General features: G+C 38.7%; 24 protein-coding genes and 2 riboswitches. Of the genes, 16 read left to right on the top strand and 8 right to left on the bottom strand.

The genetic code is table 11. The annotated features are described in order from the left end of the window. The first annotated feature begins 195 nt into the window (after positions 1 to 195). From ACFX4R_RS06710 to ACFX4R_RS06690, 5 genes are all read left to right on the top strand, one after another. The gene (locus ACFX4R_RS06710; RefSeq protein WP_013055995.1) at positions 196 to 483 is read left to right on the top strand and encodes a hypothetical protein; all 288 of its coding nucleotides are present in this window, start codon (positions 196 to 198) and stop codon (positions 481 to 483) included. Between the two features lie 230 nt (positions 484 to 713). Further along, the gene (locus ACFX4R_RS06705) at positions 714 to 2,012 is read left to right on the top strand and encodes an NCS2 family permease (protein ID WP_013055996.1); all 1,299 of its coding nucleotides are present in this window, start codon (positions 714 to 716) and stop codon (positions 2,010 to 2,012) included. A gap of 173 nt (positions 2,013 to 2,185) precedes the next feature. Continuing rightward, on the top strand, positions 2,186 to 2,560 hold the full coding sequence (locus ACFX4R_RS06700; protein ID WP_043979607.1) for a cbb3-type cytochrome c oxidase subunit I: 375 nt from the start codon (positions 2,186 to 2,188) through the stop codon (positions 2,558 to 2,560). A gap of 204 nt (positions 2,561 to 2,764) precedes the next feature. Next, the gene (locus ACFX4R_RS06695; RefSeq protein WP_013055998.1) at positions 2,765 to 3,028 is read left to right on the top strand and encodes a hypothetical protein; all 264 of its coding nucleotides are present in this window, start codon (positions 2,765 to 2,767) and stop codon (positions 3,026 to 3,028) included. Between the two features lie 48 nt (positions 3,029 to 3,076). Next, entirely contained in the window at positions 3,077 to 3,283 is a 207-nt protein-coding gene (locus ACFX4R_RS06690; RefSeq protein ID WP_013055999.1) for a hypothetical protein, read from the top strand. Between the two features lie 57 nt (positions 3,284 to 3,340). On the opposite strand, the gene ACFX4R_RS06685 is transcribed toward ACFX4R_RS06690, so the two are convergent. From ACFX4R_RS06685 to ACFX4R_RS06675, 3 genes are all read right to left on the bottom strand, one after another. Beyond that, complete coding sequence (locus tag ACFX4R_RS06685) at positions 3,341 to 4,138, bottom strand: HAD family hydrolase (protein WP_322551874.1); 798 nt, start codon at positions 4,136 to 4,138, stop codon at positions 3,341 to 3,343. Positions 4,139 to 4,519: 381 nt separating this feature from the next. Further along, positions 4,520 to 7,963 (bottom strand): methionine synthase, encoded by a 3,444-nt coding sequence (metH, locus tag ACFX4R_RS06680; protein ID WP_377569174.1) that lies wholly within the window; start codon positions 7,961 to 7,963, stop codon positions 4,520 to 4,522. Continuing rightward, positions 7,964 to 9,802, bottom strand: a complete 1,839-nt coding sequence (locus ACFX4R_RS06675; protein WP_377569172.1) for a bifunctional homocysteine S-methyltransferase/methylenetetrahydrofolate reductase — start codon at positions 9,800 to 9,802, stop codon at positions 7,964 to 7,966. It lies immediately after the preceding gene. Positions 9,803 to 9,909: 107 nt separating this feature from the next. After that, positions 9,910 to 10,016, bottom strand: a riboswitch (SAM riboswitch). Between the two features lie 339 nt (positions 10,017 to 10,355). On the opposite strand from ACFX4R_RS06675, the gene ACFX4R_RS06670 reads away from it, so the two are divergent. The 9 genes from ACFX4R_RS06670 (at position 10,356) to ptsP (ending at position 20,985) form a co-directional block, all read left to right on the top strand. Next, a complete protein-coding gene (locus tag ACFX4R_RS06670; protein ID WP_237074669.1) occupies positions 10,356 to 11,390 on the top strand; it encodes a YkvI family membrane protein in 1,035 nt (344 codons plus the stop codon). 107 nt (positions 11,391 to 11,497) lie between these two features. Continuing rightward, positions 11,498 to 11,648: riboswitch (FMN riboswitch) on the top strand. A gap of 279 nt (positions 11,649 to 11,927) precedes the next feature. Further along, positions 11,928 to 12,587, top strand: a complete 660-nt coding sequence (gene ribE, locus ACFX4R_RS06665) for a riboflavin synthase (protein WP_377569170.1) — start codon at positions 11,928 to 11,930, stop codon at positions 12,585 to 12,587. 16 nt (positions 12,588 to 12,603) lie between these two features. Next, positions 12,604 to 13,797 carry a bifunctional 3,4-dihydroxy-2-butanone-4-phosphate synthase/GTP cyclohydrolase II gene (locus tag ACFX4R_RS06660; RefSeq protein WP_377569168.1) on the top strand — a complete coding sequence of 398 codons (1,194 nt, stop codon included), beginning with the start codon at positions 12,604 to 12,606 and terminating at the stop codon, positions 13,795 to 13,797. 91 nt (positions 13,798 to 13,888) lie between these two features. Further along, positions 13,889 to 14,359, top strand: a complete 471-nt coding sequence (ribH, locus tag ACFX4R_RS06655) for a 6,7-dimethyl-8-ribityllumazine synthase (protein WP_013056007.1) — start codon at positions 13,889 to 13,891, stop codon at positions 14,357 to 14,359. A 441-nt stretch (positions 14,360 to 14,800) separates the two neighbouring features. Continuing rightward, on the top strand, positions 14,801 to 15,673 hold the full coding sequence (locus ACFX4R_RS06650; RefSeq protein WP_097824004.1) for a hypothetical protein: 873 nt from the start codon (positions 14,801 to 14,803) through the stop codon (positions 15,671 to 15,673). Between the two features lie 131 nt (positions 15,674 to 15,804). Then, positions 15,805 to 16,653 carry a glucose PTS transporter transcription antiterminator GlcT gene (gene glcT / locus ACFX4R_RS06645; protein WP_377569165.1) on the top strand — a complete coding sequence of 283 codons (849 nt, stop codon included), beginning with the start codon at positions 15,805 to 15,807 and terminating at the stop codon, positions 16,651 to 16,653. A 271-nt stretch (positions 16,654 to 16,924) separates the two neighbouring features. After that, the gene (gene ptsG / locus ACFX4R_RS06640) at positions 16,925 to 18,979 is read left to right on the top strand and encodes a glucose-specific PTS transporter subunit IIBC (RefSeq protein WP_013056010.1); all 2,055 of its coding nucleotides are present in this window, start codon (positions 16,925 to 16,927) and stop codon (positions 18,977 to 18,979) included. Positions 18,980 to 18,997: 18 nt separating this feature from the next. Further along, positions 18,998 to 19,264: a phosphocarrier protein HPr gene (locus tag ACFX4R_RS06635; RefSeq protein WP_013056011.1), complete on the top strand. Its 267-nt coding sequence runs from the start codon at positions 18,998 to 19,000 to the stop codon at positions 19,262 to 19,264. Beyond that, positions 19,264 to 20,985 (top strand): phosphoenolpyruvate--protein phosphotransferase, encoded by a 1,722-nt coding sequence (gene ptsP, locus ACFX4R_RS06630; protein WP_013082261.1) that lies wholly within the window; start codon positions 19,264 to 19,266, stop codon positions 20,983 to 20,985. Before ACFX4R_RS06635 ends, ptsP begins: the two co-directional genes overlap by 1 nt. A gap of 41 nt (positions 20,986 to 21,026) precedes the next feature. Here ptsP and ACFX4R_RS06625 read toward each other — a convergent pair whose 3' ends face one another. The 3 genes from ACFX4R_RS06625 to ACFX4R_RS06615 all read right to left on the bottom strand — a co-directional run bounded on the left by ACFX4R_RS06625 (position 21,027) and on the right by ACFX4R_RS06615 (position 23,438). Further along, positions 21,027 to 21,713 (bottom strand): LrgB family protein, encoded by a 687-nt coding sequence (locus ACFX4R_RS06625; RefSeq protein ID WP_162213850.1) that lies wholly within the window; start codon positions 21,711 to 21,713, stop codon positions 21,027 to 21,029. Next, entirely contained in the window at positions 21,710 to 22,078 is a 369-nt protein-coding gene (locus tag ACFX4R_RS06620; RefSeq protein ID WP_013082263.1) for a CidA/LrgA family holin-like protein, read from the bottom strand. The genes ACFX4R_RS06625 and ACFX4R_RS06620 overlap by 4 nt, the downstream gene beginning before the upstream one ends. A gap of 484 nt (positions 22,079 to 22,562) precedes the next feature. Beyond that, the gene (locus tag ACFX4R_RS06615) at positions 22,563 to 23,438 is read right to left on the bottom strand and encodes a LysR family transcriptional regulator (RefSeq protein WP_043979592.1); all 876 of its coding nucleotides are present in this window, start codon (positions 23,436 to 23,438) and stop codon (positions 22,563 to 22,565) included. Between the two features lie 241 nt (positions 23,439 to 23,679). Here ACFX4R_RS06615 and ACFX4R_RS06610 point away from each other — a divergent pair, with 241 nt between their 5' ends. Then, positions 23,680 to 24,456: a hypothetical protein gene (locus tag ACFX4R_RS06610; RefSeq protein ID WP_013056016.1), complete on the top strand. Its 777-nt coding sequence runs from the start codon at positions 23,680 to 23,682 to the stop codon at positions 24,454 to 24,456. Between the two features lie 169 nt (positions 24,457 to 24,625). Here ACFX4R_RS06610 and ACFX4R_RS06605 read toward each other — a convergent pair whose 3' ends face one another. Beyond that, positions 24,626 to 25,321, bottom strand: a complete 696-nt coding sequence (locus ACFX4R_RS06605) for a GNAT family N-acetyltransferase (protein ID WP_043979589.1) — start codon at positions 25,319 to 25,321, stop codon at positions 24,626 to 24,628. Positions 25,322 to 25,465: 144 nt separating this feature from the next. On the opposite strand from ACFX4R_RS06605, the gene ACFX4R_RS06600 reads away from it, so the two are divergent. After that, positions 25,466 to 26,251, top strand: a complete 786-nt coding sequence (locus ACFX4R_RS06600; protein ID WP_377569163.1) for an SDR family oxidoreductase — start codon at positions 25,466 to 25,468, stop codon at positions 26,249 to 26,251. A gap of 36 nt (positions 26,252 to 26,287) precedes the next feature. Here ACFX4R_RS06600 and ACFX4R_RS06595 read toward each other — a convergent pair whose 3' ends face one another. After that, positions 26,288 to 26,899 (bottom strand): nitroreductase family protein, encoded by a 612-nt coding sequence (locus tag ACFX4R_RS06595; protein ID WP_165575399.1) that lies wholly within the window; start codon positions 26,897 to 26,899, stop codon positions 26,288 to 26,290. Positions 26,900 to 26,948 lie beyond the last annotated feature (49 nt).

Raw genomic sequence — 26,948 nt, 5'->3', positions numbered from 1 at the left:
TTTACATAAGTTACATGTAGTATGTTTCAAAGCCTTAAAAAATATATGTCTCTACGCTTGTTTAATCCTAACGAGGTGGTAGAAAAGGAATATTTTTTAAGAAATCACAAAAAAAGAGGCGATTGCCTATGCAAGAAGTAGGTGAATAACATATGTAATAAAGAGAATGAAATATAATTTGAGGAGGCATGTATCATGCAAGAATTTGATATTAATGACATAAGAAGACCATTCGGTGGTTTTGGAGGCTTTGGTCGTCCAGGATTCGGTTTCGGTCGCCCAGGTTTTGGTTTCGGTCGTCCTGGTTTTGGCTTTGGCCGTCCGGGGTTCGGCTTTGGCTTTGGTCGCCCTTGGGGTTGGGGCTTTGGAGCTCCATTTCTTGGAGGATTAGTTCTTGGAAGTGCATTAGGAGGTCCAGGTTATTACGGTTATCCAGCACCATATTATCCGCCGTACCCACCATATTATCCTTATTATTATTAAAACAATGAGCGCTGATAAAGCGCTCTTTTATTATGTCCAGTCCAAGATATATATAGAATGAATGCAAGACGTTACGTTTAGAAAATGATAACAGTTTTAAATAAGGAATGAACGCTTAAGCTAAAGGAGACAAGTTTTCCTTGCAACAATTGTTGATTTTGCTATAATAACTTCGGTGGCATTTTTGGTCACTGGGTGGGCGAGGGATAGATGAAAAGAAGGAAATTAGATTGAACGCATTATTTGAAAAGTTGTTTCGTTTAAACGACCACCAAACAACTGTTGGAAAAGAAAGTTTAGCTGGGGTCATTTCATTTCTTTCCATCGTGTATATTATTGCTGTTAATTCAACCATTTTGTCTGATGCTGGTATTCCGCTTGAAGCAGGAATATTCGCAACAGTAGCTTCGGCTTTTGTAGGCTGTGTTATTATGGCTTTTTGGGCAAACGCGCCTCTTATTTTGGTGCCAGGTATGGGGATTAATGCATTGTTTACGTATACGATGGTTCAATCAATGGGGTTATCTTGGCAAGAAGGGTTATTAGCAGTAGTGATATCCGGCTTTCTTTTTATAGCATTAGCTTTCTCACGACTGTCTGCCAAAATTGTCTCTTCGATTCCGCATTCGCTAAAAGAAGCGATAACAGTCGGTGTTGGCTTATTTTTAACATTTATTGGTTTGCAAAAAGGGAAGCTTGTAGTTCCAAGCGAAAACACTTTTGTAGCACTTGGAGACTTGTCAGATCCGTTTGTGATCAGTACGCTGTTGACGTTAATTATCACAATCGTACTGTTTATCCGAAATGTGAAAGGTAACTTTTTGTTAAGCATGATTGCTGGATCAGTCCTTGCCTTCTTACTTGGTGTAAGAAGCGGTGCAGAAAAAGGACAGTCCGCTGGGAGCGTAAACGACTTCTTTAGCAGCTTTGGCACATTGTCTTTTGGAGCTATTGGAGACGTTGCGTTTTGGGCAGCTGTCTTTTCATTAACAATGGTATTGATTTTTGAAAATATCGGTTTGCTGCATGGTCAGCTAGGTATGATGAATCAAGATAGCAAATTTCCGCGGGCCTTTCAAGCAACAGCCGCCTCAGCTTTGCTAAGCGGCGTGTTTGGAACAAGTCCAACGGTGTCTTCTGTAGAAGGAGCATCTGGTATTGCAGCTGGAGGGCGAACGGGTTTAACATCGCTGATTACAGGAGTTTTATTTTTAAGTTCACTTCTGTTTATTCCATTTATCAAGCTGGTTCCAGATAGTGCTATTGCACCTATTCTTATTGTTATTGGAGCATTGATGATTCAAAATATCAAAAACATCAATTTACAGGACTTAACAGAAGGTTTCCCTGCATTTTTAATTATTGCGCTTATTCCTCTTACGTACAGCATTGCTGATGGAATTGCATTTGGGTTCATTGCGTATCCACTGCTTAAATTATTCCTTGGTAAAATGCGTGAAGTATCGATGTTTATGTATGTAAGCGCGCTGTTGTTTTTCTTGAATTTTGTGCTGCATTATATTGCTTAAAATAGACAGCTGAGTACTTTTGCTCAGCTGTTTTTTGTGTTTGCGGTAAAGAATCCACTTTTTAGATATCATACTCCGTATTTCGTGTCCTTTGGCTAACTTCCGCTTCTAAAATGACGTTTCCTGCGTAAAGTAGTACAGAAGTCGGAGGGGGATATAAGGGGGAGAAAATGATGGGAATTAAATTAATTAAAATATCAGCCGTTTATTTTGGACTTGGCATCATATTGGGGTATTATATGTCAATTGTTCACAGCTACGCTTTGACTCCTGTTCACGTGCACATCAATTTATTAGGATGGACGTCGCTTACGTTAGCGGGACTTATTTATTATTTGTTTCCTGCGTTTAGCGAAAGTAAATTAGCCAAACTGCACGTATGGTTGCATAATATAGGATTACCGGTCATGATGATTGGTTTATTTTTCATGATCGTACTAGAAAACCAAGCTTTTACACCCGTAGTGGCAGCAGGCGCAACACTTACGGCTATTGGCGTTTTAATTTTCGTATATCACATCCTTAAAAATTTGAAATCTGAACGATAAACGAAGAAGGTCGTTGACGATGACTGCTAATTTCAAAAGGAAAAAGAACCAGCTATAGCGAATATACATGTAAACAAGGTGAAAGTGTGATTTACATAAAGGTGTGCTAGGGATCTTTATAAGGAGGGGTAAGCTGCAGGGATTTCTAGCTCTTATAAAAGCCAATAAAAGGGCTGATTATAAGTTTCTTGCGGCGGAGATACTATGGGAGAACATCAACAATTAGTGCGTGTTAGGGAGCTAGCAAATGAAATTATTCGACTTCGTCTTCAAGACCGTACGACTTATGACGAATTAGAGTTGCAAAATAATGTAGAGTTGTTGTCTCGTTCTGTGGTTGACTTAGTAAACATTATGTTAGCCGAAGATGTGGATTCGTCTACGTCTTTAAAAGCTACAGCTTCTAAAATGAAAATGGTGTATAATAACATGCATCAAGCTGAGAAAAAAGATTATTTGCATTTCTAATTGCTAGGCTCCTTTTCGCCACAAACGAAATGGAGGTGTACGAGGCAGATGCTATCGTCACTAACGACTTCTGAAGCTATTGTAGCATCCGTTCTTGCACTGGTTGTCATTGCCGTTTCCATTATCTTTTTTGCCACTCTTATTATGGTTGTTGTTCGACGAGAAAGAATCAGCAGCTTGGTTAATCACGGAGAGCATGCAGATGGAAAGCAAAAAAGCTTAGGTGAATTTTTTCGTTCTTTACGGAAAAAATAACTACCGTTTTCTTATTAAATAGATAAAAGCGGTCAATTTAAACGTTGACCGCTTTTTTTAGATGGTTTGCTTATTTTTTTCTAAAACAATACCCGCTGCTTCACTAACAGATGACACAACAGCAGAGGCGTGGCGCTGCACAGCTTCAGGAGCTGTAGCCATAGCGAAACTGTTCGGCGTTAATTGAAACATAGGAATATCATTAAATGAATCCCCCACACATGCAATTTCCTCTGGTTTTAGCTGAAGATGATTTAATAAAATTTCAATGGCATTTCCTTTGCTGATATGTTTAGGCATAATATCCAAACACTGCTTGGCAGAAATATATGTATCAATATAATCACCAAACTCTTCGTTCACTTCTTTTTGCAGAGCTACCATTTCATCATGATCTCCAAGAACCGTGATTTTAGATGGAGAAAGAGCGTGACCAAATGAATCCGTCATTTCCATTTGTTCTTCGATAGGGAAAAACATGTGAGTTTCAATCGCTTCAATAATTTCATTTCGCTGCTCTACGTAATTCGTGTCGTTTGAACAGACAAGCGTAATACGGTTAGGATCTATCGTTTTTTTATAAAGTTGAACCGCTAAATCATCTTCAAACACTTTTCCATGAAGTTCTTGATTTTCTTTGGTCCACACAAATCCTCCGTTTTGGCTAATGCGATGAAATGTATTATTAATATCAGTAGAAATCTTTAAAATTTCCGTATCCATTCGTCCAGACGCAAGACAAACCTCTACTCCTTGGCGCTGAAGTTCACTAAGTGCGTCTGCATTATGCTGTTCTACGTATTTTTCTTCGTGTAAAAGAGTGCCATCTAAGTCGCTTACAAATAATTTAATCATTGCTTGAAAATTCCTTTCCCTGAAAAATTTGCTGTGACAAGAGCGTTACAAATTTATTACATTCCTTATTCTATCAGTGTTTCCCAAGAAACTCATAAAAAAAGCTCAGACCGGCGGTGAATTCAAAGAGATTAAGACATAACTGCATCAATTTTTTTCGCAGGAGTCTTCGCCTTGCCCTTCAGCCAACAGCTAGAAACAGCTACATGAAATCCAGTTCACGATCACAATGAAAAAAATCCGAACGCAGTTGATTCTCAATTAAGAATCTGGATTTACGGTTCGGATCTTTCTTCAGCTAAAATCCATTTGTCGCAGCCTTTTTTTCAGGTTTGTTCACTGTAAAAAAACAGCCGCGGTCTAAAAGACCGCGGCCATATTTTACAATACGTTAAAATATTTCGCTTCAGGATGTGCAAAAACAAGGGCTGTAACAGAAGCTTCTGGTTCCATCATGAAACCGTCTGTTAACTGAATGCCGATGTCTTCAGGTTTAAGTAATTTAAACAGTTTTGCTTGGTCCTCAAGGTCTGGACATGCAGGATATCCGAATGAAAAACGCTGACCTTGGTATTTGGCTGAAAAACGCTCCGCCATTGTAAAGTCAGGCGAATCGGGGAATCCCCAGCGGTCACGAATTTGCTGATGAACACGTTCTGCTAATCCTTCAGCTAGTTCAAGCGCAAGAGCTTGGAACACGTGACTCTTTAAAAACTCGCCGTTTTCTTTGAATTTCGCCGCGCGTTCGCGAATGCCTGTTCCTGCTGTTACAGAGAAGAAACATACATAGTCCATCTCTTTTTCTTTAGGCTTTGCAAAATCAGATAAGCACAAGAACTGTCCTTTTGCTTGTCGAGGGAAGGTAAAGCGTTCAATTTCTGTTTTTTCATCAGCAGGATCATAAATAATTAAATCATTTCCGTCTGCTTGAGCAGGGAAGAACTGATAAATAACCGCTGGCTTAATTAAGTTTTCTTTTAGTGCCAGTTCGAGCAGGTCATCAACGGTTTCTTTTAATTGAACAGCACGCTCATCTTTTTCAGCAAGCAGCTTATTCACTTTTCCTTTTAGTCCTAAGTGATGGCCTAAAAGCATCTGCCAGTTAATATACGGAAGAACCTGTGCCAAATCGTAGTGTTTAACAACGTGGCGCTTTAAATCAGCAGGTACAAAAACAGGAGAGTCCGTTGAAATGGCGGATCTTTCTAAAACAGCCGTAGCTGCTTGAGCGGTTTGAGGCTGGCGTTCTCGAACCGTTACTTTCTTTTCTTGCCGCGTTTTTAAATCTGCTAAAAGCTGAATAACTTCTTCTTTGTTCTGCAGCTTGTTTGCTAACGCTAATCCGTCCATCGCATCTTTGGCGTAGAGGACCGCACCATCATATTCCGGGGCAATTTTAAAGTCAGTAAATTTACGGGAAAGGGCAGCGCCTCCTACCATAATTGGAACATCAATGCTTGATTGTGTTAAATCTTGGGCAGTCAAAACCATTTGCTGAGCTGACTTTACTAGAAGACCTGACAGGCCAATGATGTCTGGCTTTTCTTCTTTTACTGCTTCAATCAGCTGCTGGGGCGTTACTTTAATTCCTAAATCTATTACTTTAAAACCATTGTTGCTTAAAATGATGTCTACTAAGTTTTTACCGATATCATGCACGTCGCCTTTAACCGTTGCAAGAATAACTTTGCCTTTTCCAGAATCATTTTCAGTTGCTTCCATATGAGGTTCTAAAAAGGCAACGGATGCTTTCATCACTTCCGCACTTTGAAGCACTTCTGCTACAATCAGCTGGTTGTCATTAAACAAACGTCCAACTTCCGCCATCCCCTTCATAAGCGGTCCGTTAATAATATCTAACGGATCATCATATTGAGCTAAAGCCTGTTCTAAATCAGGAAGCAATCCTTCTTTTGTACCTTCGACAATATACATTGCCAATCGTTCTTCGAGTGTTAACGTAGAAATTTCTACTTTTGCTTCTTTCTTTTTATCACGATAAAAGTCGGTAAACGTGCTTAACGTTTCATCAGTTGTGTTAAATAATAACGCATTAGCAAGCTCAATTTCAGCTTCTGGAATAGAAGCATAGCGCTCTAACTTTTCGGTATTAACAATGGCATAATCGAGTCCAGCCTGCGTACAGTGATAAAGGTAAACCGCATTTAGTACTTCACGTCCGACTGGAGGAAGACCGAATGACACGTTACTTACGCCGAGAATGGTCAGGCAATCAGGCAGGGCTTCTTTAATCATTTTAATCCCCTTAACTGTTTCTTCAGCAGAACCAATGTATTGTTCATCACCAGTCCCTACAGGAAACACAAGAGGGTCAAAAATAATATCTTTTGGATTAAAGCCATGTTTTTCAACAAGCAAATCATGTGAGCGTTTAGCAATCTCTACTTTTCGTTCTGCAGTAACGGCCATGCCTGTTTCATCGATTGTACCGACAACCAGAGCTGCACCGAATTTTTTTGCTAGCGGTAAGATTGCATCAAAACGCTCTTCACCATCTTCTAAGTTAATGGAGTTAATAATGACCTTACCTTGCGAGTACGTTAAAGCTTTTTCAATAACTTTCTCGTCCGTTGAATCGATTACAAGAGGAACCTTCACTTTTTTTACAACTTCTTGAATAAATTCCTCCATGTCTTCCATTTCTTCACGGTCCGGATCTGCCAAGCAAATATCAATAACGTGAGCACCATTTTTAACTTGAGCACGCGCAATTTCAGATGCTTCTTCAATTTTTCCTTCCGCAATCAGACGCTTGAACTTGCGAGAACCGATTACATTCGTACGTTCTCCCACAAAAAGAGGGCGCATAGAATCGTCATATACAAGCGGTTCAATACCGGTTACAGCATGGTTATGCTCGGAGCGATCAAGCGAACGGGGCGCAACCTCTTTTACCGCTTCCGCCAGTGCTTTAATATGAGCAGGCGTTGTACCGCAGCATCCGCCTACAAAGTTCAGCCAGCCTTTATCAGCAAACCCTTTAATTTTTTGAGCAAGCAGCTCAGGGGATTCATGATAATTGCCTTCTTCATCCGGAAGTCCAGCGTTTGGATAACAGCTAACTGCTGAAGTGGCTAGGTCTGAAAGAGAGCGAATATGATCCGTCATAAATTCAGGGCCTGTCGCGCAGTTAAGTCCGACTGAAAGAGGCTTCATGTGTTCCAGTGATAAGTAAAAAGATTCGATATCTTGACCAGCGAGAGTTGTTCCCATCGGCTCAATTGTTCCTGAAATCATAATAGGAACTTCGGTTTTTAGTTTTTCAAACGCCGCTGTAATACCTAAAAATGCGGCTTTTACGTTCAGCATATCTTGACAGGTTTCGACTAAAAGCAAGTCAACGCCGCCGTCTAACAAACCTCGAGCTTGCTCTTCATACGATTCTACTAACTCAGGGAATGTAATACCTCCGGTAACAGAGAGAGTTTTAGTGGTAGGACCGATAGCTCCAGCTACGAACCTAGGCCATTCGGGAGTTGAATATTTATCGCGGGCTGCACAAGCAAGCTTCACAGCTTCGATATTCAATTCATACGCCAAGTGACCTAAATCGTATTCATCAAGTACGGTAGATGTTGAGCCAAACGTATTGGTTTCAATGATGTCAGCACCTGCTGCAAAGTACTCTTCATGAATGCGCTGAATCACATGAGGCGCTGTTCGAGTCAAATATTCGTTGCAGCCTTCATATTCTTCGCCGCCAAAATCTTCAGCGGTTAAATCAGCATCTTGAATCATCGTTCCCATTGCTCCATCGATGATGAGTATTCGCTTCTTTAGTTGTTGTTCGATAAGTGAGCTCATTTATATCTTCCTTTCTGATGTAACAAGTTGCTTGTCATGAATATAGCGTGTTAGAATTTCGGTCATTTCATAGCGCATAAACGGCGTAATTAAGTAAATACCGTCAAATAACTCATATGCTGTATCAATTAAGCTTTTTGCAATCGCAAGACCTTCGACTTCACCGCGGATTCGGTCATTTCCCGTTGCATCCATGCGTTCTAGAATATCTTCTGATAATTTAATTCCAGGTACTTCATGGTGAATAAATCGAGCATTTCTTGCGCTTGTTAACGGCATGATACCGATATATACCGGTGTTGTTAAATGTTTGGTTGCTTCATATACCTCTTCAATTTGCTTAGTTGAATAGAGAGGCTGAGTAATGAAATAGTGAGCCCCGCAGTCGATTTTCTTTTCCAAACGCTGAACGGCTCGGTCTAAGTGACGCACGTTTGGGTTAAAGGCAGCTGCAATGGAAAAATTGGTTTTTTGACCAAGTGGTTTGCCGGAATAAGATAGTCCTTCATTAAACTGAGCGATTAAACTAATCAAGTCAAATGAAGATAAATCGTAGACCGAAGTGGCGCCAGGGAAATCGCCAACTTTTGACGGATCACCCGTAATTGCAAGTACTTGATTCATTCCTAGCGTATGAAGTCCCATTAAATGAGATTGAAGTCCAATTAAATTTCGGTCGCGACAGGTAATATGAATAAGCGGTCGTGCTTTTGTTTCTTGCTGCATCAGTGTTGCCATTGCCAAGTTGCTGATGCGAGGTGAGGCAAGAGAATTATCAGCTAATGTAATAGCATCTACGCCGACTTTATCAAGTGCTTTTGCGCCTTCTAAAAATTTCGTCGGACCAAGCTGTTTAGGCGGATCTAGCTCGACGATAACCGAGCGGCGCTTCTTCACAATTTCATGCATATGAGGTTTATCCTGCTGCTCACGCTCTTGAACCGTAACGGCAGGTCTCATTTTAACAACTTTGCTTGTAATCGGAGGCAGCTCTTTTAAGGCAGATGACATTGCGCGTACGTGAGCTGGTGTTGTACCGCAGCATCCTCCAATTAAGCGAACCCCTTGTTCGCGGAATAAACGCGCGCTTTCTACAAAGTAGTCTTCATTTGTTTCATATTCCAGCTTTCCTTCCACATACGCCGGAAGGCTGGCATTAGGGTAAGCAGATAAGAAAGCACGATCAGGAAGCGGTACTTCTTCAAGAGACTGAATCATATGATAAGGACCTAAACGGCAGTTTAGCCCGACAACATCTGCTCCCAGCGCCTCTAATTCTTTTAATGCATCTGCTAAAGGGCGGCCATCTTGCAGTACGCCAATATCATGCAGGGAAACGTGAGTAATAATAGGCTTATCCGTTTCTTTTCTTGCCAGTGTAAGAACGGTTTTTAATTCTTCGAAATCATAGTATGTTTCAAACAAAAGGCCATCCACGCCTTCATTTAAAAGCCAAAACATCTGTTCACGAATGCTTCGCTTAACCTCTTCTAAACTAATAGCGTTTTTTTGGAAAGAACGAATTCCGCCGAGTGTACCAACCACGTAAGCCTGATCTTTTGCAGCTTGTTTTGCTAATTTTACACCAGCAACATTGATGTCTTTGACTGAATCTTCTAATCCATAACGGGCAAGTTTTTGATAATTAGCAGCGTACGTATTTGTTTGAATAACGTTTGCACCAGCTTCTACATAGGCTCTGTGAATACGAGAAACCTCTTCTGGTTTGGTGATGTTTAGTTCTTCAAAACAGCTGTCAATACCGTGTGAGTAAAGGAGGGTACCAGTGGCACCATCCCCAATTAAAATTTTAGACTTTAAATCTTCAAGTAACCCCATGTCAAAACCTCCTTAAATTGTTTCGCTTCTATTTCACGAGTGATTCGTTTTATGCAATATGCCGATAAAATAGAAAAAGTCTTCTTAAGAAGAAGACTTTTTTCGCCTTCTTATCTTCCAAGCAATAAATTGCTTGCTGGATTTAGCACCATGTCTCTAACGACTGGTTGCTGAGGTTTCAAAGGGCCAGTCCCTCCACCTCTCATGATAAGAATCAATTGTATATAATTGAAACATATTTTTTTAAATAGAAAGAATACTTATTTAATAATTTATCTGATTTTTAGAAATTATACAACAGTAAATTGTGAATTTCCAGCAAATATTGAGGAAAATTTAAAAGCTAAAGGGGAAATATCCGTATATTTTGTTTGAAAATGACTGTTATGTTAGGGGTTAAGGAGTTTTTTGTGAGAAATACAAAAAGAAAATGAAAAAAATAAACCAAAAGGCACAAGCACTGGGATATGCGTAGATTTACATGTAAAAAGGCTCGTCTTTTTTTTATCGTTTCTACATATAGTGAACTATGAAGGGTAGAAGGGTGATGGGCATGAAAAGGTGGAAACTCACGCTGCAGGTTGCTGCTACGTATGTAGGCACCGTTGTAGGAGCCGGTTTTGCAACAGGCAAGGAAATCGTTCAATTTTTTACACAGTACGGGGAACTTGGAATGGTCGGAATTTTGGTCAGCGGCTTGTTTTTTATTTGGCTAGGTTCAAAAATGATGCTGCTTTCGCACGCAATTGGGGCTTCTTCTTATCAGCAGCTTAATACATATTTATTTGGTGATGTGCTTGGAAAAGTGGTAAACGGTGTAATGATTGTCATTTTATTTGGAGTAACTTCAGTCATGCTAGCGAGTACGGGAGCAATAGGAAAAGAACAGTTTGGGCTGTGGCCTCCTGTTGGAATGATTTTTACAATTGTTTTAACTTATATATTTATCGCAAAAGGAATTAACGGTATTTTAATGGTTAATTCTCTTGTTGTACCGATGATGCTTTCATTTGCTTTTATCATCTTTATGCCGAATATCAGCTATTTCTCACTGATTCAAACGAAGCCGGATTTAACGCTCGTCACGCAGTGGAAGTGGGCGGTTAGTCCCTTTTTATATATTTCCCTGAATCTAGCTTTGGCTCAGGCCGTTTTGGTCCCATTAGGAAGCTCGGTGAAAGATAGGAGCGTGATTACAAAAGGGGCCTTAATAGGAGGATGTGTACTTACGTTTATGCTTGTTTCTACTCATCTTGCCCTTTCCAATTTGCCTTATTCATTTCAACTTGATATTCCGATGAGTGCCGTTGTTAAAAATATCTCAGCGTGGGTGAATGTTTTATTTACGGTAGTTGTGTTGGGCGAGATTTTTACTACATTGATTGGAAATGTATTTGGCATCGCTAAGCAGCTTCAGTCATTTCTTCCCCTCAATGACAAACAAGCTTTTGCGTTTATTATCTTGGCTTGCTTTATTATTGGGCAATTCGGATATGCCCAGCTTCTTGAGTTTTTGTATCCGATATTTGGCTATATTGGACTAGCTTTTGTATGGATGCTATGTATTAAAAAAGAAAAAATAAGCTAAAAGTTGGATTTTAAAAAATAGATGTGAAAAAACGAAGTTAAATGATGTGACAAGTCGATTTTACTTTGCTATAATGTAAAACAAATAAGACTATAGCAGTCGAATATATTATCCTTCGGGGTCGGGTGTAAGTCCCAACCGGCGGTGATAAAGCGTATGCTTTTAAGCCCGTGACCCGTTTTCATACGATGTATGTTAGCGGTGGATCTAGTTAAAATCTAGAGCCGACAGTAAAAGTCTGGATGGGAGAAGGATCAGGAAGCACAGTTGTTTTTTTTGTGTTGAATTAATAAGGGGCACGCTTGCCTTTTTTAAAGCTACCCTTGTTTTTGTACACAAAATATAACTGTTTATTTCGTATACAATTAGCGGAATTTTGCATAGATAAAACTGATTCAGCTCAGCCGACCCCTTGGACATTTGTTCAAGGGGCTTTTTTATTTTCAGTGGTTGGGGGAAAGATAAATATGAAAAAAAAGCAGCTGCTATTTCAAAACGGTATAAGAAGTTGGAATAGCGCCAAAGCAGGTGAAGAAAATGTTCACAGGTATTATTGAAGAAATTGGAAAAATAAAACGTATTCAAAAGGCTACAGAAGCAATTGTTCTTACGATTGATGCGAAGACCGTGTTAGAAGATGTGAACTTAGGAGACAGCATTTCAGTTAACGGCGTTTGTTTAACCGTAACGGCTTACTCTCAAAATGAATTTACGGTCGACGTCATGCCGGAGACGATTAAAGCAAGTACCCTTCAGCTTCTAACCGTTGGATCACGTGTTAACTTAGAGCGGGCGATGGCTTCAAATGGCCGGTTTGGAGGGCATTTCGTTAGCGGACACGTTGATGGAATTGGAACTATTGTAAGCAAAACACGTAAAGGAAATGCTTTTTATTATGAAATTCAAGTCGATCCTGAACTTCGTGAATTTATGATGTTAAAAGGATCTGTTTCCGTAGACGGAACAAGTCTTACTATTTTTGATGTCAGCAACCAATCATTTACTATTTCTCTTATTCCTCATACGGTGCTTCACACAGTCGTTGGAGACAAACAGCGAGGAGACAAGGTGAATATTGAATGCGATATGTTAGCTAAATATATGCATCAGATGATGACAAATAAGTCAACTCCTGGCGCCTCGAATCGTTCAGGTAACATGAAGGATTTATTGCAGCAGCATGGTTTTACAAATTAACAGTGAGGTGAAAGAGATGTTTCATAAAGTAGAAGAAGCCATTGAAGAGTTAAAAAAGGGAAAATTGGTTATTGTATGCGATGATGAAGATCGAGAAAACGAAGGAGATTTTATTGCATTAGCCGAAAAAACGACGCCTGAGGTTATTAACTTTATGGCTACTCATGGAAGAGGATTAATTTGTACACCTGTTAATGAAGAAATTGCGCATAAATTGAATCTTCACCCGATGGTAGTGAACAATACGGATGTACATGGCACAGCATTTACAGTAAGTATTGATCATATTTCAAGTACAACAGGTATCAGTGCATACGAACGTTCTGCTACCGTTATGGCTCTTGTAAATGAAGCGACGGTAGCAAGTGATTTTCAACGCCCAGGACATATTTTCCCATTGATTGCAAAAGACGGGGGCGTTCTGCAGCGTGCAGGTCATACAGAGGCTGCTGTTGATTTAGCAGTATTAGCAGGAGGAAAGCCTGCGGGTGTTATTTGTGAAATTATGAATGAAGATGGAACAATGGCACGTGTACCGGATTTAACAAAAATTGCAGAGCAATTTGATTTAAAAATGATTACAATAAAAGATTTGATTGCCTACCGCCGCAAACATGACCAGCTTATTAGCCGTGAAGTAGAAGTGAGCTTACCTACGGCATTTGGTGAGTTTAAAGCTGTAGGATATACAAATAAACTTGATAATAAAGAACATGTGGCTCTTATCAAAGGTGATATTGACCATAATAGCCCCGTTCTTGTTCGCGTTCACTCTGAGTGTTTGACTGGAGATGTGTTTGGTTCTGAACGCTGCGACTGCGGTCCTCAGCTTCACGCAGCTCTTATGCAAATTGAAGAAGAAGGACGCGGCATTCTGCTGTATATGCGTCAAGAGGGCAGAGGTATTGGCTTACTAAATAAGCTAAGAGCATATAAGCTGCAGGAAGAAGGATACGATACCGTAGAAGCGAATGAAAAACTCGGGTTTGCTGCAGATTTAAGAGAGTATGGAATCGGTGCTCAAATCTTAAAAGACCTTGGAGTCAAACAAATGAAGCTTTTAACGAATAACCCTCGTAAAATTACTGGGCTAAAAGGCTACGACCTTGAAGTGATCGAGCGAGTGCCTCTTCAAATGCCGGCAGTGGATGCCAATAAAAAATACTTAGATACAAAAGCTAAAAAATTAGGTCATTTATTACATTTATAATTTTACACTTTTTTTCGTTATAACAAATGAAGCTAATTCATGAAAAGAAATGTAAATAACTATATATTAATACTAGCAGGAGGAACAAAAGATGAATCATTTATATGAAGGAAATTTAGTAGGCACAGGATTAAAAATCGGAATCGTGGTAGGGCGTTTTAATGAATTTATTACAGGCCGTTTACTTAGTGGAGCAGAAGATGCGCTCAAACGTCACGGCGTAGCTGATGAAGACGTAGACGTGGCTTGGGTGCCGGGCGCTTATGAAATCCCATTAATCGCCAAAAAATTAGCTGAATCTAAAAAATATGATGCAGTGATTACGCTAGGAACCGTTATTCGAGGAGCTACTCCACACTTTGATTTTGTATGTAATGAAGTAGCAAAAGGCGTTGCATCTCAAAGCTTACAAACAGGCGTGCCAATTATCTTTGGTGTATTAACAACTGAAACAATTGAGCAAGCAATTGAACGTGCAGGAACAAAAGCAGGAAATAAAGGATGGGAAGCTGCAGCATCAGCTATCGAAATGGCTAACCTTTCAAAAATGATTGAAGGATAATAGATACCATTCCGTTTTTTGTAAGCTGAAGAGTTAAAAGAGGCTGAAACAAAAGTATGTTAGTTGAAGGAAGATCCGAACGATGAGTCGTTCGGATTTTTTCATTGGTAGGGTGAACGCAGGTTTCAGGTATGTAGTAGCTTCTAGATGTAGATTAAAAGGTCAGGCGAAGACTTCTGCGGGAAAGCGGAAGAAGTGTGCCCCCGCAGAAGCGTAGGCAACGAGGAGGCTCAGCGGCCGCCCGCGGAAAGCAAAGTCTTGCACGGAAATCAACAGCAGTGTAGAAAGCGATCTATACTGTCTCATGTATCCCGTTTGTTCGCCTTTAGATTGGATTGATGTAGTTTTGTCTCAAGCTCTTTTGAATAGAAGCTAGCTATGTATAATTTGGCTAAAACGTCTTACTCTAAGTAATAATTAGGTCGTAAAAGGGAGACGTCTATGCCTCATTATACTGCTTTTTTTGCATTGATTATTATCAGCACAGCCGTTTTGCTTACAGTATTCATACGTAAAAAAGATAAAAAGCTAGTCGTTTTGCTTTTTTTTATCATTGGAATGGCTTATGTACTAGAATATATTGTATTTGTGTTATTTGAAAGTTACGATTACGATCCTGATTTTATGACCAATGAATATTTTGATAATTTGTTTGGGTCCTTAACTTCTCAAGCGTTTGCTTTTCCCATCATGGCTATGGTGGTAGCTGCTTATCAATTAAAATTTCGCTATATTTTATTCATTTCAGCTATGTTTATGGGGATTGAAGAATTATTTTTACACTGGGATATTTATACACATCACTGGTGGAAAACAGTTTATACAGGCGTTTTAATGACTATAGGCTTTAGCATTTCAAAGATTTGGTATGTATGGCTAACAGAACGGTATATGACATTTGTGCATTACGCTACATTTTTTCTCGGAACGCTCGCCATTACTTCTACTATTATGTTTATGCTGTTAGCATATTTTCATAATAATTGGTTTTATACGGGATGGTTTGCGTCCGCTACTCATGATTCCGTAAATGCAACGATGATTTACGTTTGTATTGTTACAATTCTCCTCGTTTGGAGTGTAGCCAAAGAATTTTTTGTTGGAGCTGGAATGATTATAGCGGGGCTGCGTATAGTAGATATTTTGCTGATTCACTATGGGGTGTTGCTGGTATCTATTACCACTTCACTTGTTCTTTTTACGCTTTTACAAGCGGGTGTATTCATTCTGAGCGTTATGCTTCAAAACTTTATTATGAAAAATTGTTATGGGACGAGCAAAAAAGACGTTGCGTTTCCAGTAAAGAACTACTAAGATAATACGTAACTCAAATAGTTTAGTTCAATAATATTTGAAACAAAGAAAAATGAATTGACGGTTATGCGTATTATTTGTAAGATAGGAAAGCAAATAATAGAAAGCCGAAACAGGGGAGTGAAGGATTCGTGAAAGAGTCCTTTTTTGTAGAAAAGGTACTTAATAATAATGTATTAATTGCTAAACACCTTACCTATGATGAAGTTGTGCTAATTGGGAAAGGAATAGGGTTCAATAAGAAAAAAGGCGATGAAATCGATGCAAAAGCCGTGGAGAAAATGTTTTTGTTAAAGAGTGAAGAAGAGCAAGAACAGTACAAGCAGCTTTTAGCGCAAGTGGATGAAGACGTGATTGAAATGATGAATGATATTGTAACGCACATTCAAAAGCGTGTTAACATTCCTTTGAATGAGCATATACACATTTCATTGACGGACCATATCGCGTTTGCGATAAAACGTTTTCAGCAGGGAATGGGGCTTAAAAACCCATTTTTACTTGAAACCAAAGCTTTATATCCAGAGGAATATACGATCGCATCTGAAGTGGTAGAAATTATTAGTCGCAAAATAGGCGTGCAGCTTCCAGTAGGAGAGATTGGTTTTATTGCACTTCATATCCACAGTGCGCTGACTGAAAAAAACCTGCTGGAAGTGAATCAAGACTCGCAGCTTATTCAAATGATTATTAATGTGATTGAAGAATCGCTTCATCTGCAGGTAGACAAAGAATCTGTGCACTATATGAGATTGATTCGTCATTTGCATTTTGCGATTGATCGAGTAAAAACAGGAGAAAAAATAGAAGAGCCAAAAAAAATTGCTTTGCTATTGAAAGAAGAATATCCCCTGTGTTACAATGTGTCTTGGAAAGTGATAAAAGTAATGCAGCAAGCGTTACATTTACCTGTGTATGAAGCAGAAGCAGTTTACTTAACGATGCATCTGCAGCGACTTATAACAAAAACGGATTTATAAAATCATTTCAATACGTGTTACTGATACGATCAGGCATGAGTGAGAAATGAAGCGATGTGTAATTGGATGAGTGTATCCATTTATCGTTTCTTTTTCCTCATGCCTTTTTTTGTTATAAGAAAGCGCAATCATTTAAAGCTTAGGCTTCAGGACACCAGGAGATGTAAGGAGTTTTCTAGTTAAAGAAAGCGTTTTATGAAAGCGCGTTAATGATTCACGTATCAAATAAATAGCTTGTTGCACACTAAATATATAAAAGGAGGTAAGCGCCATGTTTAAAAAACTTTTTGGAGTATTACAAAAAGTCGGAAAAGCGCTTATGTTACCGGTTGCGATTTTACCGGCAGCAGGGATTTTACTTGGAGTAGGGACAGCGCTTCAAAACCCTACATTGTTGGATGCAGTACCGGCACTTGGTGCAGACTGGGTTCAATTGGTTTCAAATGTTTTGTCGCAAGCGGGTCAAATTGTATTTGACAACTTATCGCTATTGTTTGCCGTTGGTGTTGCCGTTGGTTTAGCTGGTGGTGACGGTGTAGCAGGTATTGCTGCAATCGTAGGCTACTTAATTATGAACAAAACGATGAGCACAATCTTAGTTGCTACAGGACAACTAGATCCTGACAAAATGGGTGCCAATCCAGCTTACACTAGCATCTTAGGAATTCCTACGTTAGCTACAGGTGTATTCGGGGGTATCATAGTAGGTATTTTAGCTTCATCCATGTATAATCGTTATTTCAATATTGAATTACCATCTTATTTAGGGTTCTTTGCGGGAAAACGATTTGTACCAATCATTACTGGGGTATTTTCAATTGTTTTAGGTGTTATTATGATTTTCATTTGGCCGCCAATTCAAAGCGGATTAAATGCTTTCTCTACTAACATGATTGATGCAAACCCAACTTTATCAGCTTTTGTATTTGGATTGATTGAACGTTCATTAATTCCATTTGGACTTCATCACATATTCTACTCTCCGTTCTGGTTTGAGTTTGGTGATTACGTTAATAAAGCAGGTCAACATATTCACGGTGACCAAAAGATTTTCTTTGCTCAATTAGCAGATGGCGTGCCTTTAACAGCAGGAACATTCCAAGTTGGTAAATTCCCGTTCATGATGTTCGGATTGCCAGCAGCAGCTCTTGCGATTTATCACGAAGCTCGTCCTGAAAACAAAAAATATGTAGCTGGTATCATGGGTTCAGCTGCTTTAACATCTTTCTTAACGGGTATTACAGAGCCGCTTGAGTTCTCATTCTTATTCGTAGCACCAGTACTATTTGCAATTCACGCAGTATTTGCTGGTTTATCATTTATGGTTATGCAATTATTAAATGTTAAAATCGGTATGACATTCTCAGGTGGGGTTATCGATTACGTTCTATTTGGAGTTATGCAAAACCGTACAGCATGGTGGCTAGTTATTCCAGTAGGTTTAGTTCTAGCAGTTATTTACTACTTCGGTTTCCGCTTTGCAATCCGTAAATTTAACTTAAAAACACCGGGTCGTGAAGATAAAGAAGAAGGAGAAGAAGATGTAAAAGTAGAAGCAGCAGAGCTTCCAACAAATGTTTTAGCAGCACTTGGCGGTAAAGAAAACATTACACATTTAGATGCTTGTATTACGCGTTTGCGTGTATCAGTAGATGATGTGGGTAATGTTGATAAAAACCGCTTGAAAAAACTTGGAGCAGCTGGTGTTCTTGAAGTTGGTAACAATATTCAAGCTATTTTCGGTCCGAAATCTGACACGTTAAAAGGTCAAATTCAAGACATTATGAATGGCAAAACACCGGTTGTCACAAAAGAAGAGACAAAAACAATTGAAAAACCTGTTGCAACATCTGAAGTAGGAAGCGATAATGGTAATGATATTGTTTCACCGATTGAGGGAGAATTGGTACCTTTATCGGAAGTACCAGATCAGGTATTTTCACAAAAATTAATGGGTGACGGTTTTGCGATTATTCCGAAAACAGGCACAGTAGTTGCACCAGTGGACGGAAAAATAGTAAACTTATTCCCGACGAAACATGCTTTAGGTATTGAATCAACGACTGGACGTGAAATTTTAATTCACGTTGGTATTGATACAGTTAATTTAAAAGGCGAAGGTTTTGAAGCTTTAGTTGCCCAAGGCGATGAAGTGAAAAAAGGACAGCCTCTATTGAAAATTGATTTAGACTTTGTAAAAGAAAATGCGCCATCGACAATTACGCCGATCATTTTCACGAATTTACAAGCTGATGAAAAAATTGATATCTTAAAGCAGGGCCAAGTTTCTCAACAAGAAGCAAATATTATTAACATTTCAAAGTAAAAAGGAGATTGATTTAACATGGCACAAAAAACATTTACAGTAACAGCAGACTCAGGAATTCACGCACGTCCAGCAACAACTTTAGTACAAGCAGCAAGCAAATTTGATTCTGATATCAACTTAGAATTCAACGGTAAAACTGTAAACTTAAAATCAATCATGGGCGTTATGTCTTTAGGTATTCAAAAAGGCGCTACAATCACTATCTCTGCAGAAGGTTCTGACGAAGCAGATGCACTTGCTGCTCTTGAAGATACAATGAGCAAAGAAGGATTAGGCGAATAATGACAAAGGAAATTCAAGGCATTGCCGCTTCTAGCGGCATTGCTATTGCTAAAGCATTTCGTCTAGAAAATCCAGAATTAACCGTTGAAAAAAAATCAGTAACTGAAGTTGAAGCAGAAGTAGCACGTCTAGAAGCTGCGCTAGAAAAGTCAAAATCAGAACTTGAAATTATTAGAGAGCATGCTCGTAAAGAACTTGGAGATGACAAAGCAGAAATCTTTGAAGCTCACTTATTAGTTCTAAGCGATCCTGAACTTATTAATCCAATTAAAGATAAAATTACAAATGAAAATGTAAACGCTGAACATGCACTTGATGAAGTAGCGGCAATGTTCATTAATATGTTTGAGTCAATGGACAACGAATATATGAAAGAACGTGCTGCTGATATCCGTGATGTAACAAAACGTGTATTAGCTCATCTTTTAGGTGTAAACGTTTCAAATCCAAGCTTAATCTCAGAAGAAGTTGTCATTATCGCAGAAGATTTAACGCCGTCTGATACAGCACAGTTAAATCGTAAGTTCGTAAAAGGATTTACAACAGATATTGGCGGACGTACTTCTCACTCAGCAATTATGGCGCGTTCCATGGAGATCCCAGCTGTTGTAGGTACAAAAACAGTTATGGAAGACATTCAAAACGGCGTATTAGTAATTGTTGATGGTTTAGATGGCGAAGTTATCGTTGATCCAAGCGAAGAAACGGTAAAAGCTTACGAGAAAAAAGCCGCTGAGTATGCAGAACAAAAAGCTGAGTGGGCTAAGCTTGTAAATGAAAAAACGGTTTCAGCTGATGATCATCACGTTGAACTTGCAGCTAACATTGGTACACCAGAAGATGTAAAAGGCGTATTAGAAAACGGCGGCGAAGGCGTTGGCCTTTATCGTACAGAATTCTTATATATGGGCCGCGAAGACCTTCCGACGGAAGAAGAGCAGTTTACTTCTTATAAAACAGTTCTTGAACGTATGGAAGGCAAACCAGTGGTTGTTCGTACTCTTGATATTGGTGGAGACAAAGAGCTTCCTTATTTAAATCTACCAAAAGAAATGAACCCATTCTTAGGATTCCGTGCCATTCGCTTATGTCTAGAGATGCAAGACATGTTCCGTACACAGCTTCGTGCGCTTCTACGTGCAAGCGTATACGGTAATCTGAAAATTATGTTTCCTATGATTGCTACTGTTGATGAGTTCCGTCAAGCAAAAGCTATTCTTTTAGAAGAAAAAGCTAAACTTCAACAAGAAGGCGTACAAGTTTCGGAAGACATCGAAGTAGGGATGATGGTAGAGATTCCTTCCTCAGCGGTAATCGCAGATTTATTTGCTAAAGAAGTAGATTTCTTCTCTATCGGAACAAATGATTTAATTCAATACACGCTTGCTGCTGACCGCATGAATGAGCGCGTGTCTTATTTATATCAACCGTATAACCCAGCGATTCTTCGCTTGGTGAATATGGTAATCAAAGCGGCTCACAAAGAAGGTAAGTGGGTAGGCATGTGTGGAGAGATGGCAGGAGATGAGATTGCAATTCCAATTCTTTTAGGTTTAGGCTTAGATGAATTCTCAATGAGTGCAACATCTATTCTGAAAGCTCGTTCTCAAATCCGTCAATTATCAAAAGCTGATATCGAACCTCATTTAGATACAATTCTATCAATGTCTTCTACGGAAGAAGTTATTGAGTTCGTAAAATCAACTTTTCATATTGGATAATAAAAAGGTGTGATCATATATGATCACACCTTTTTTATCTTTTAAGCGAAAATAGTAGGCAGAAGCATATTCGCAAATAGCATTGTAAGAAGTGCTGCTACGATCATGCCAAGGCTAGAAAAAGTACCTTCAATTTTTCCAAATTCAAAAGCTCTTGCTGTACCTGTCCCATGAGAAGCTACTCCTAAAAGAAGACCTCTTGCTAGAGAAGAGTGCAGTGCGAGGAGCTTAATCAGTTTTGGAGCGACCATACATCCTACTACACCGGTTATAATCACAAACATAATGGTAATATTCGGATCTCCTCCTAGCGTCTGAGATACATTAACAGCAATAGGAATCGTAACCGATCTTGGAATCAAGCTATGAACCAGCGTTGATTGTAAATGAAACACTAATGCTAACAGCATGGAAGATATCATGGCAGCAAACGTGCCGAGCCCTACGCTTAAGCTGATTTCAACACGGTGTTTTTTGAGTAAATCAAAATACTTAAACATAGGAACAGCAAAAGCAACGGTTGCTGGTCCAAGCATAAAGCTAATAGCACTGGCACCTTGCTTATAATGATCATAAGAGCCATTCGTCACTAATAAGATGCCAATTAAAAGAATGGGGGCTAGTAAAATAGGGGAAACTAGCATAGACTTATATTTTTTATAGAGCAGTTTTGTACCGACATAAACGAGCAGTGTAAGCGGAAGAGCAATCCATGTGAGTAATGTCATTTTAGCGAACCTTCCTTTCTTCTTGAAATATGTTCTGCAATGATTCCCGTTATAGACATCACAATAATCGTACTGATTGTGATAATAATCACAATCTGGATTCCAAAATGCATCAATACATCTCCATAATTGATGAGTCCAACGACGGCTGGTATGAAAAATAGTAATAGTTCTCCCACTAACAGTGTTCCACCTTGTTCAACCCAGCTTAATTTAATTACTTTAAAGTACAGTAAGAAAAACAGTAAGAAAAATCCGATGATACTACCTGGCACTGGGAGGTCAAACCATTGTGAAATACTTTCTCCTATTAAAAACAGAGCCGTTAGTAATAAAATCTGTAAAATCACCATAATCAGTTTCATGATTAGCCTCCTTTATTTATGTTTTTATTCATTCATTCCTAGTTTGTTGAGACAATAATGGAGTCGTCTATGCTGAAAAGACGACTCCATCATGGGAAAAGAGAAACTATTTGGATTTTGCAAATGGGGATACAACTTCAGTAAATGAATGCTACACACTTATCTTACAAAAAATCGACTATAATATGAAATATATAATAACTATGATAACTATTCTTTTTAGTTATAGTTGAAAGAAATCTCTTTACAAATGCGTTGGTAACCTTTTCAAAAAAGAGTTTGTGAAATATAAGGTCTAATTATTTAATAAAAGAGATGGAGACATGCCTAAATCAATTCAATTTAAAGACGAACCAATGGGATAAATGATTTAGTATGAATGACATGTTACACCGCCATGAAAAAAATCCGAACGAGTTGGATTTTCTATCAAGAATCAAACTCGTTCGGATTTTTAATTAAACTACTTTTGGTCTCCGCTTTGTTAAACTGTACTTTTAATATAATCAATAAAAGCCTGTGTAGCATAAGAGATATAGCGATCTTTTTTTACGATTAAAGCAATTTCCCACGGAATAGCATTCTCGAGATTAATTACTTTCACATGCTCCAAATCAAGCTTTTCACATAATGAATAAGGGAAAAGAGCAATGCCGAGATTAGCAGCTACCAGCTCTCCAATGAAGTCCCACTGAGAGCTTTTAAAAGCAATATTAGGTGTAAATCCATTTTTTAAACATTCGTTATAGACCATTTCATGCATGGTGAAGTCTTCATGAAAGGAAATAAGCGTTTCGTCTTTTAACTCTTTTAATGAAATCGTAGAATGCTGAGCCAACGGATGAGATTTATGAACAACAAGCTGTAGTGTTTCTCGGGCTAAAGGAGTCGTAAAAAACATGTTTTCATCAACTGGAAGTAAAACTACGCCCACATCCACTTCTCCTTGTTCCACAAATTTTTGCATTCTTTTAGCGCCATATTCCACTAATTGAATATGAATCTCAGGGTATTGCTCTCGAAATGCTTTAATAATAGTAGGAAAAAACAATGTACCAACAATAGGGGGAATGCCTATTTTGATGGTTCCTCTTTTTAAATGCATTAAATCATAGAGGGAATCCGATAAATCTCGGAGAGAAGATAAAATACTTTCTGCTTGCTCGTACACAATTATTCCTGCATCGGTAAGCTGAACTTGTTTGCCAGCGCGATCAAACAAAGGTGTGCCGAGCTCTTCTTCTAATGATTTAACCATTTTACTGAGAGAAGGTTGCGAAATATGCAGCGCTTCAGAAGCTCTTGTGAAATTTTTATGTTTAGCCACTTCTGTTAAGTAATGCAAATGGCGAACATCCATTTTGTATACCTCCGTGTTCATACATGCTAATTAATAAGATACACACATTCTACCACATTCACAATCAGCTCTATACCTTTCTTTCCTATCAAATAAAATGATCAGTAGAAGAGGCAGTGAATACAAAAGAAATTGCCAACAATATATATTTACACATTGTTTATTTTAGAAGTATAATATATAAATCAGTAGAACGGTTACATATCGATCACAGAATCAATCAATAAGGTGGTTAGAACGGTTGAGTAAAGCAGATGAAATAAGAGATATCGTTTATATTAATGGCCATGTAAATAAAAAATGCTTTATTACATATGGAATTGAATTTAAAGAGTTTTATCATTCCCTTCCTACGCCGCTTGCAAATATATTATTGTTAAAGCACGGTTTTGAAGACAGTGATTACCATTACCAAACCCATATGGACTACGTAGAAGAAGAACAAATTCATCTTTTAGCAGAAGATGATGTTTATAATTATGGTGATTTTTGTTGGATTGATTTTGAGGATGTATCTTCGTTAGATTTGTTAGAACCTCAAGATATTGCAGCGCTGCTGTATTTAGGTCATTTAAAAAAACCGCTCAATTCGCCATTTAATAATAAACTCGGTAATCAATTTGTTTATTTAGCTCATGATGATGGGTTTTATAACAAAATCTATTTTCGAGACGTATATGATATGAAGCATATTTTAAGCCGAATCATTCCGTTGAAAATGTCAGAAATTAAGCAAAAAAGATTTGTATTTAGAAGGAAGAAGTTAGAATATCCAATATTGCCGCTCGTGTTAGCAAATACGCTTCTTACTTTAACGAATGACGGTTTGTTTATTGATTTTGAACACATGGTGCAATCGCGTAGAGATATTAAAATTCCTTTGTATACAATCGGTGACTTTGACGACATGAATGAAATGTATAATGATCGGTTTGAGCACAAAGAGATGAGTAAATTGCAGGCGCATCTTGTTCTCACTCATAAAGAGCTAGAGTGGAGCATTGAAGAAGTTCAATAATCTAAAAAGAGGTTGAGACATAACTAAATGAATTCAACCTAAAGACGAACACATAAGATAGATGAGCTGGACTGCTAAAAGGAACGAAACAGATAAAACTATATTCACCATCACAAAAAAACGAACCACTAATCAAACGTGTTGATTAATGGTTCGTTTTTCACTTGGGCTAAAATATTTTTGTCCCAGCCTCTTTTTGAATAGCCGTATAAAATGGATTTTTCCATTCCATTAGTACAGCGTAGTTGTGTGAATCTTCATCTTCAATATAGTTTGCTGCGAGACCAATAGGCGATCTGCCACAGCGCATTAAAAAGGTCATAACCGGGTCGTAGAGAGTTCCGGCTGATACAAGGTTCATGTATTCAACGGGCGTGTACAAGGAAGACACTGATACGTATCCAGGGATGCGGCACCCGCCAAGCAGCCTTTCTAACTTGTAATGAATCACAACTTCATATAAAGACTGCAAAAGCAGCTTCCCAAGCCCCATCGATCGATGCGAAGGAGTGACGCATACGTCCACTACATAAAGCGTATTACCAGAAGGGTCGTGCGTATGAATATATCCGCTTCCTGTTACTTCATCCCATGTGTGAGCCTCATTTCCTTCCACTGAAACAATCGCGCTTGTGATAGATCCGCATATTGTCCCGTCTATCTCCACGCATAGCGCTCCATCCGGAAAAAGGGACACATGGTTATTTAACTGATCTTTGCTCCATAATAATTCAGAAGGGAAAGGAGGGGGAAAGCTTTCTTCTTGAATCCGAATCAACTCATCGAAGTCATTTGATGTATAGGATCGTACCGTACATGTTACAGGCTTATTTTGATGAAAGACAAAGCATTGCTTTTTATACACTGCTTTTTTGCCTCCTTTAAGTAATAATTTTCAGATAATTAAGTATACCATATGGAAAAAAGAAATTATTTCATATTTATTGAAGAATTTGACGAGAACGTGATAAAGTTAAAAAGATTCGAACTATTAGACGAGGTGAAAGAAATGGATGTTGAATTAAAAGGAAAAACAGCGCTTGTATTTGCGGCGAGCCAAGGGCTTGGCAAAGCGATTGCTGCTAGGCTCGCAGAAGAAGGCGCAAACGTTATGATTGCAAGTCGTTCAGAAGAGAAACTAATCCAAGTAGCGGAAGAGATTTCATACCTTGGAAGCGGACAAGTGTTACATAAAACGGCAGATGTCACGAAAACTCAAGATATTCAAGATGTTATTCAATATACAGTAGATACGTTTGGAACCATTGATATTTTAATTAATAATACAGGAGGTCCTAAAGCAGGGAACTTCCTTTCGTTAACAGATGATGATTGGGAGCATGCATTTGAGTTAAATCTCCTCAGTTATATTCGTATCATTCGTGAGGTAGTGCCCGTTATGAAAAAGAGCGGAGGACGTATTGTCAATATTGCTTCTTCTTCCATTAAAGAGCCAATTGCTGGACTTATTCTGTCAAATACCTTCCGTACAGGAATCGTGGGGCTTACCAAAACACTTGCTTCAGAACTAGCAGAGGACGGTATCTTAATTAACACGGTTGCGCCAGGAAGAATTGCAACAGACCGAGTGAAAGAGCTAGATACTACTCGTGCTGAAAAACTGGGAGTAGACGTTTCAGAAATTGAAGAAGAGATGAGAAACCAAATTCCTCTTAAACGCTACGGTCAGCCTGAAGAGTTTGCAAAAGCCGTTGCTTTCTTTGTCTCGGGAGCGAATTCATATATGACAGGCCAGTCGTTTCTAATCGACGGAGGCATGGTGAAATCCATTTAGTTACATAGAAAAACCCTGCAGCCGCAGGGTTTTTTGTTAAATCCAAGTTGTAACTTGATCCAATGGTAAACGGTCGCTAGCGTGTGCGTCTTTAGCCGCTTTTCCAACTGAGATAAGCATAACCGGAATGTATCGATCCTCAATTTTAAATTCTTCTACAAATTTTTGAGCGTTAAATCCGCCCATTGAGCAAGTGTCTAATCCTTTTGCTTTTGCTGCAAGCATGAATGTCATAGATGCAAGAGAAGCATTCGTAAACGCTGCATCGCGGGCGAAAGCACCGTTTTTATAAGCGCCGTTAATTTGTCCTGACAAAATATTTTTTACGTCTTCTGTCATGTGACCTGCTTCGACTAGTGGGTTGTACACGTCATCTACATTTTTATTGGCTTCTAAATCACCTAAGACAGCTACTACAGCGCCTGCTTCTGTAATTTGTTTTTGGTTGTAAGCAATTGGAAGTAGACGTTCTTTCGCATCTTGGTCTGTAATAACAACGAAATGCCAGTGCTGTAAGTTCCAAGCTGATGGTGACTTCACTGTTGCTTCTAAAAGTTCCGTTAATTCTTCTTTGCTTAATTTAGCTGAAGAGTCATATTCTCGAATCGATGTACGTTCATTTACCACATCAAAAAAATCTTTTGTCATAATAAAAACCTCCGTTAAAAGTATGTATTTCTTTAGTGAATCGATGCAC

This window comes from Priestia sp. YIM B13490 (genome assembly GCF_042787735.1).
Taxonomy (GTDB): domain Bacteria; phylum Bacillota; class Bacilli; order Bacillales; family Bacillaceae_H; genus Priestia; species Priestia megaterium.
This window is presented reverse-complemented; position numbering and strand designations above follow the sequence as displayed.

What these genes read in the sequence shown, in the direction of transcription:
- ribE (WP_377569170.1), top strand. Translation starts at nt 11,928, where the DNA reads ATGTTCACAGGTATTATTGAAGAAATTGGAAAAATAAAACGTATTCAA.
- ACFX4R_RS06615 (WP_043979592.1), bottom strand. Translation starts at nt 23,438, where the DNA reads ATGGATGTTCGCCATTTGCATTACTTAACAGAAGTGGCTAAACATAAA.
- ACFX4R_RS06710 (WP_013055995.1), top strand. Translation starts at nt 196, where the DNA reads ATGCAAGAATTTGATATTAATGACATAAGAAGACCATTCGGTGGTTTT.
- ACFX4R_RS06595 (WP_165575399.1), bottom strand. Translation starts at nt 26,899, where the DNA reads ATGACAAAAGATTTTTTTGATGTGGTAAATGAACGTACATCGATTCGA.
- ACFX4R_RS06660 (WP_377569168.1), top strand. Translation starts at nt 12,604, where the DNA reads ATGTTTCATAAAGTAGAAGAAGCCATTGAAGAGTTAAAAAAGGGAAAA.
- ACFX4R_RS06670 (WP_237074669.1), top strand. Translation starts at nt 10,356, where the DNA reads ATGAAAAGGTGGAAACTCACGCTGCAGGTTGCTGCTACGTATGTAGGC.
- ACFX4R_RS06600 (WP_377569163.1), top strand. Translation starts at nt 25,466, where the DNA reads ATGGATGTTGAATTAAAAGGAAAAACAGCGCTTGTATTTGCGGCGAGC.
- ACFX4R_RS06650 (WP_097824004.1), top strand. Translation starts at nt 14,801, where the DNA reads ATGCCTCATTATACTGCTTTTTTTGCATTGATTATTATCAGCACAGCC.
- ACFX4R_RS06625 (WP_162213850.1), bottom strand. Translation starts at nt 21,713, where the DNA reads ATGACATTACTCACATGGATTGCTCTTCCGCTTACACTGCTCGTTTAT.
- ACFX4R_RS06700 (WP_043979607.1), top strand. Translation starts at nt 2,186, where the DNA reads ATGGGAATTAAATTAATTAAAATATCAGCCGTTTATTTTGGACTTGGC.
- ptsP (WP_013082261.1), top strand. Translation starts at nt 19,264, where the DNA reads ATGACAAAGGAAATTCAAGGCATTGCCGCTTCTAGCGGCATTGCTATT.
- ACFX4R_RS06675 (WP_377569172.1), bottom strand. Translation starts at nt 9,802, where the DNA reads ATGGGGTTACTTGAAGATTTAAAGTCTAAAATTTTAATTGGGGATGGT.
- ptsG (WP_013056010.1), top strand. Translation starts at nt 16,925, where the DNA reads ATGTTTAAAAAACTTTTTGGAGTATTACAAAAAGTCGGAAAAGCGCTT.
- ACFX4R_RS06685 (WP_322551874.1), bottom strand. Translation starts at nt 4,138, where the DNA reads ATGATTAAATTATTTGTAAGCGACTTAGATGGCACTCTTTTACACGAA.
- ACFX4R_RS06635 (WP_013056011.1), top strand. Translation starts at nt 18,998, where the DNA reads ATGGCACAAAAAACATTTACAGTAACAGCAGACTCAGGAATTCACGCA.
- metH (WP_377569174.1), bottom strand. Translation starts at nt 7,963, where the DNA reads ATGAGCTCACTTATCGAACAACAACTAAAGAAGCGAATACTCATCATC.
- ribH (WP_013056007.1), top strand. Translation starts at nt 13,889, where the DNA reads ATGAATCATTTATATGAAGGAAATTTAGTAGGCACAGGATTAAAAATC.
- ACFX4R_RS06620 (WP_013082263.1), bottom strand. Translation starts at nt 22,078, where the DNA reads ATGAAACTGATTATGGTGATTTTACAGATTTTATTACTAACGGCTCTG.
- ACFX4R_RS06690 (WP_013055999.1), top strand. Translation starts at nt 3,077, where the DNA reads ATGCTATCGTCACTAACGACTTCTGAAGCTATTGTAGCATCCGTTCTT.
- ACFX4R_RS06695 (WP_013055998.1), top strand. Translation starts at nt 2,765, where the DNA reads ATGGGAGAACATCAACAATTAGTGCGTGTTAGGGAGCTAGCAAATGAA.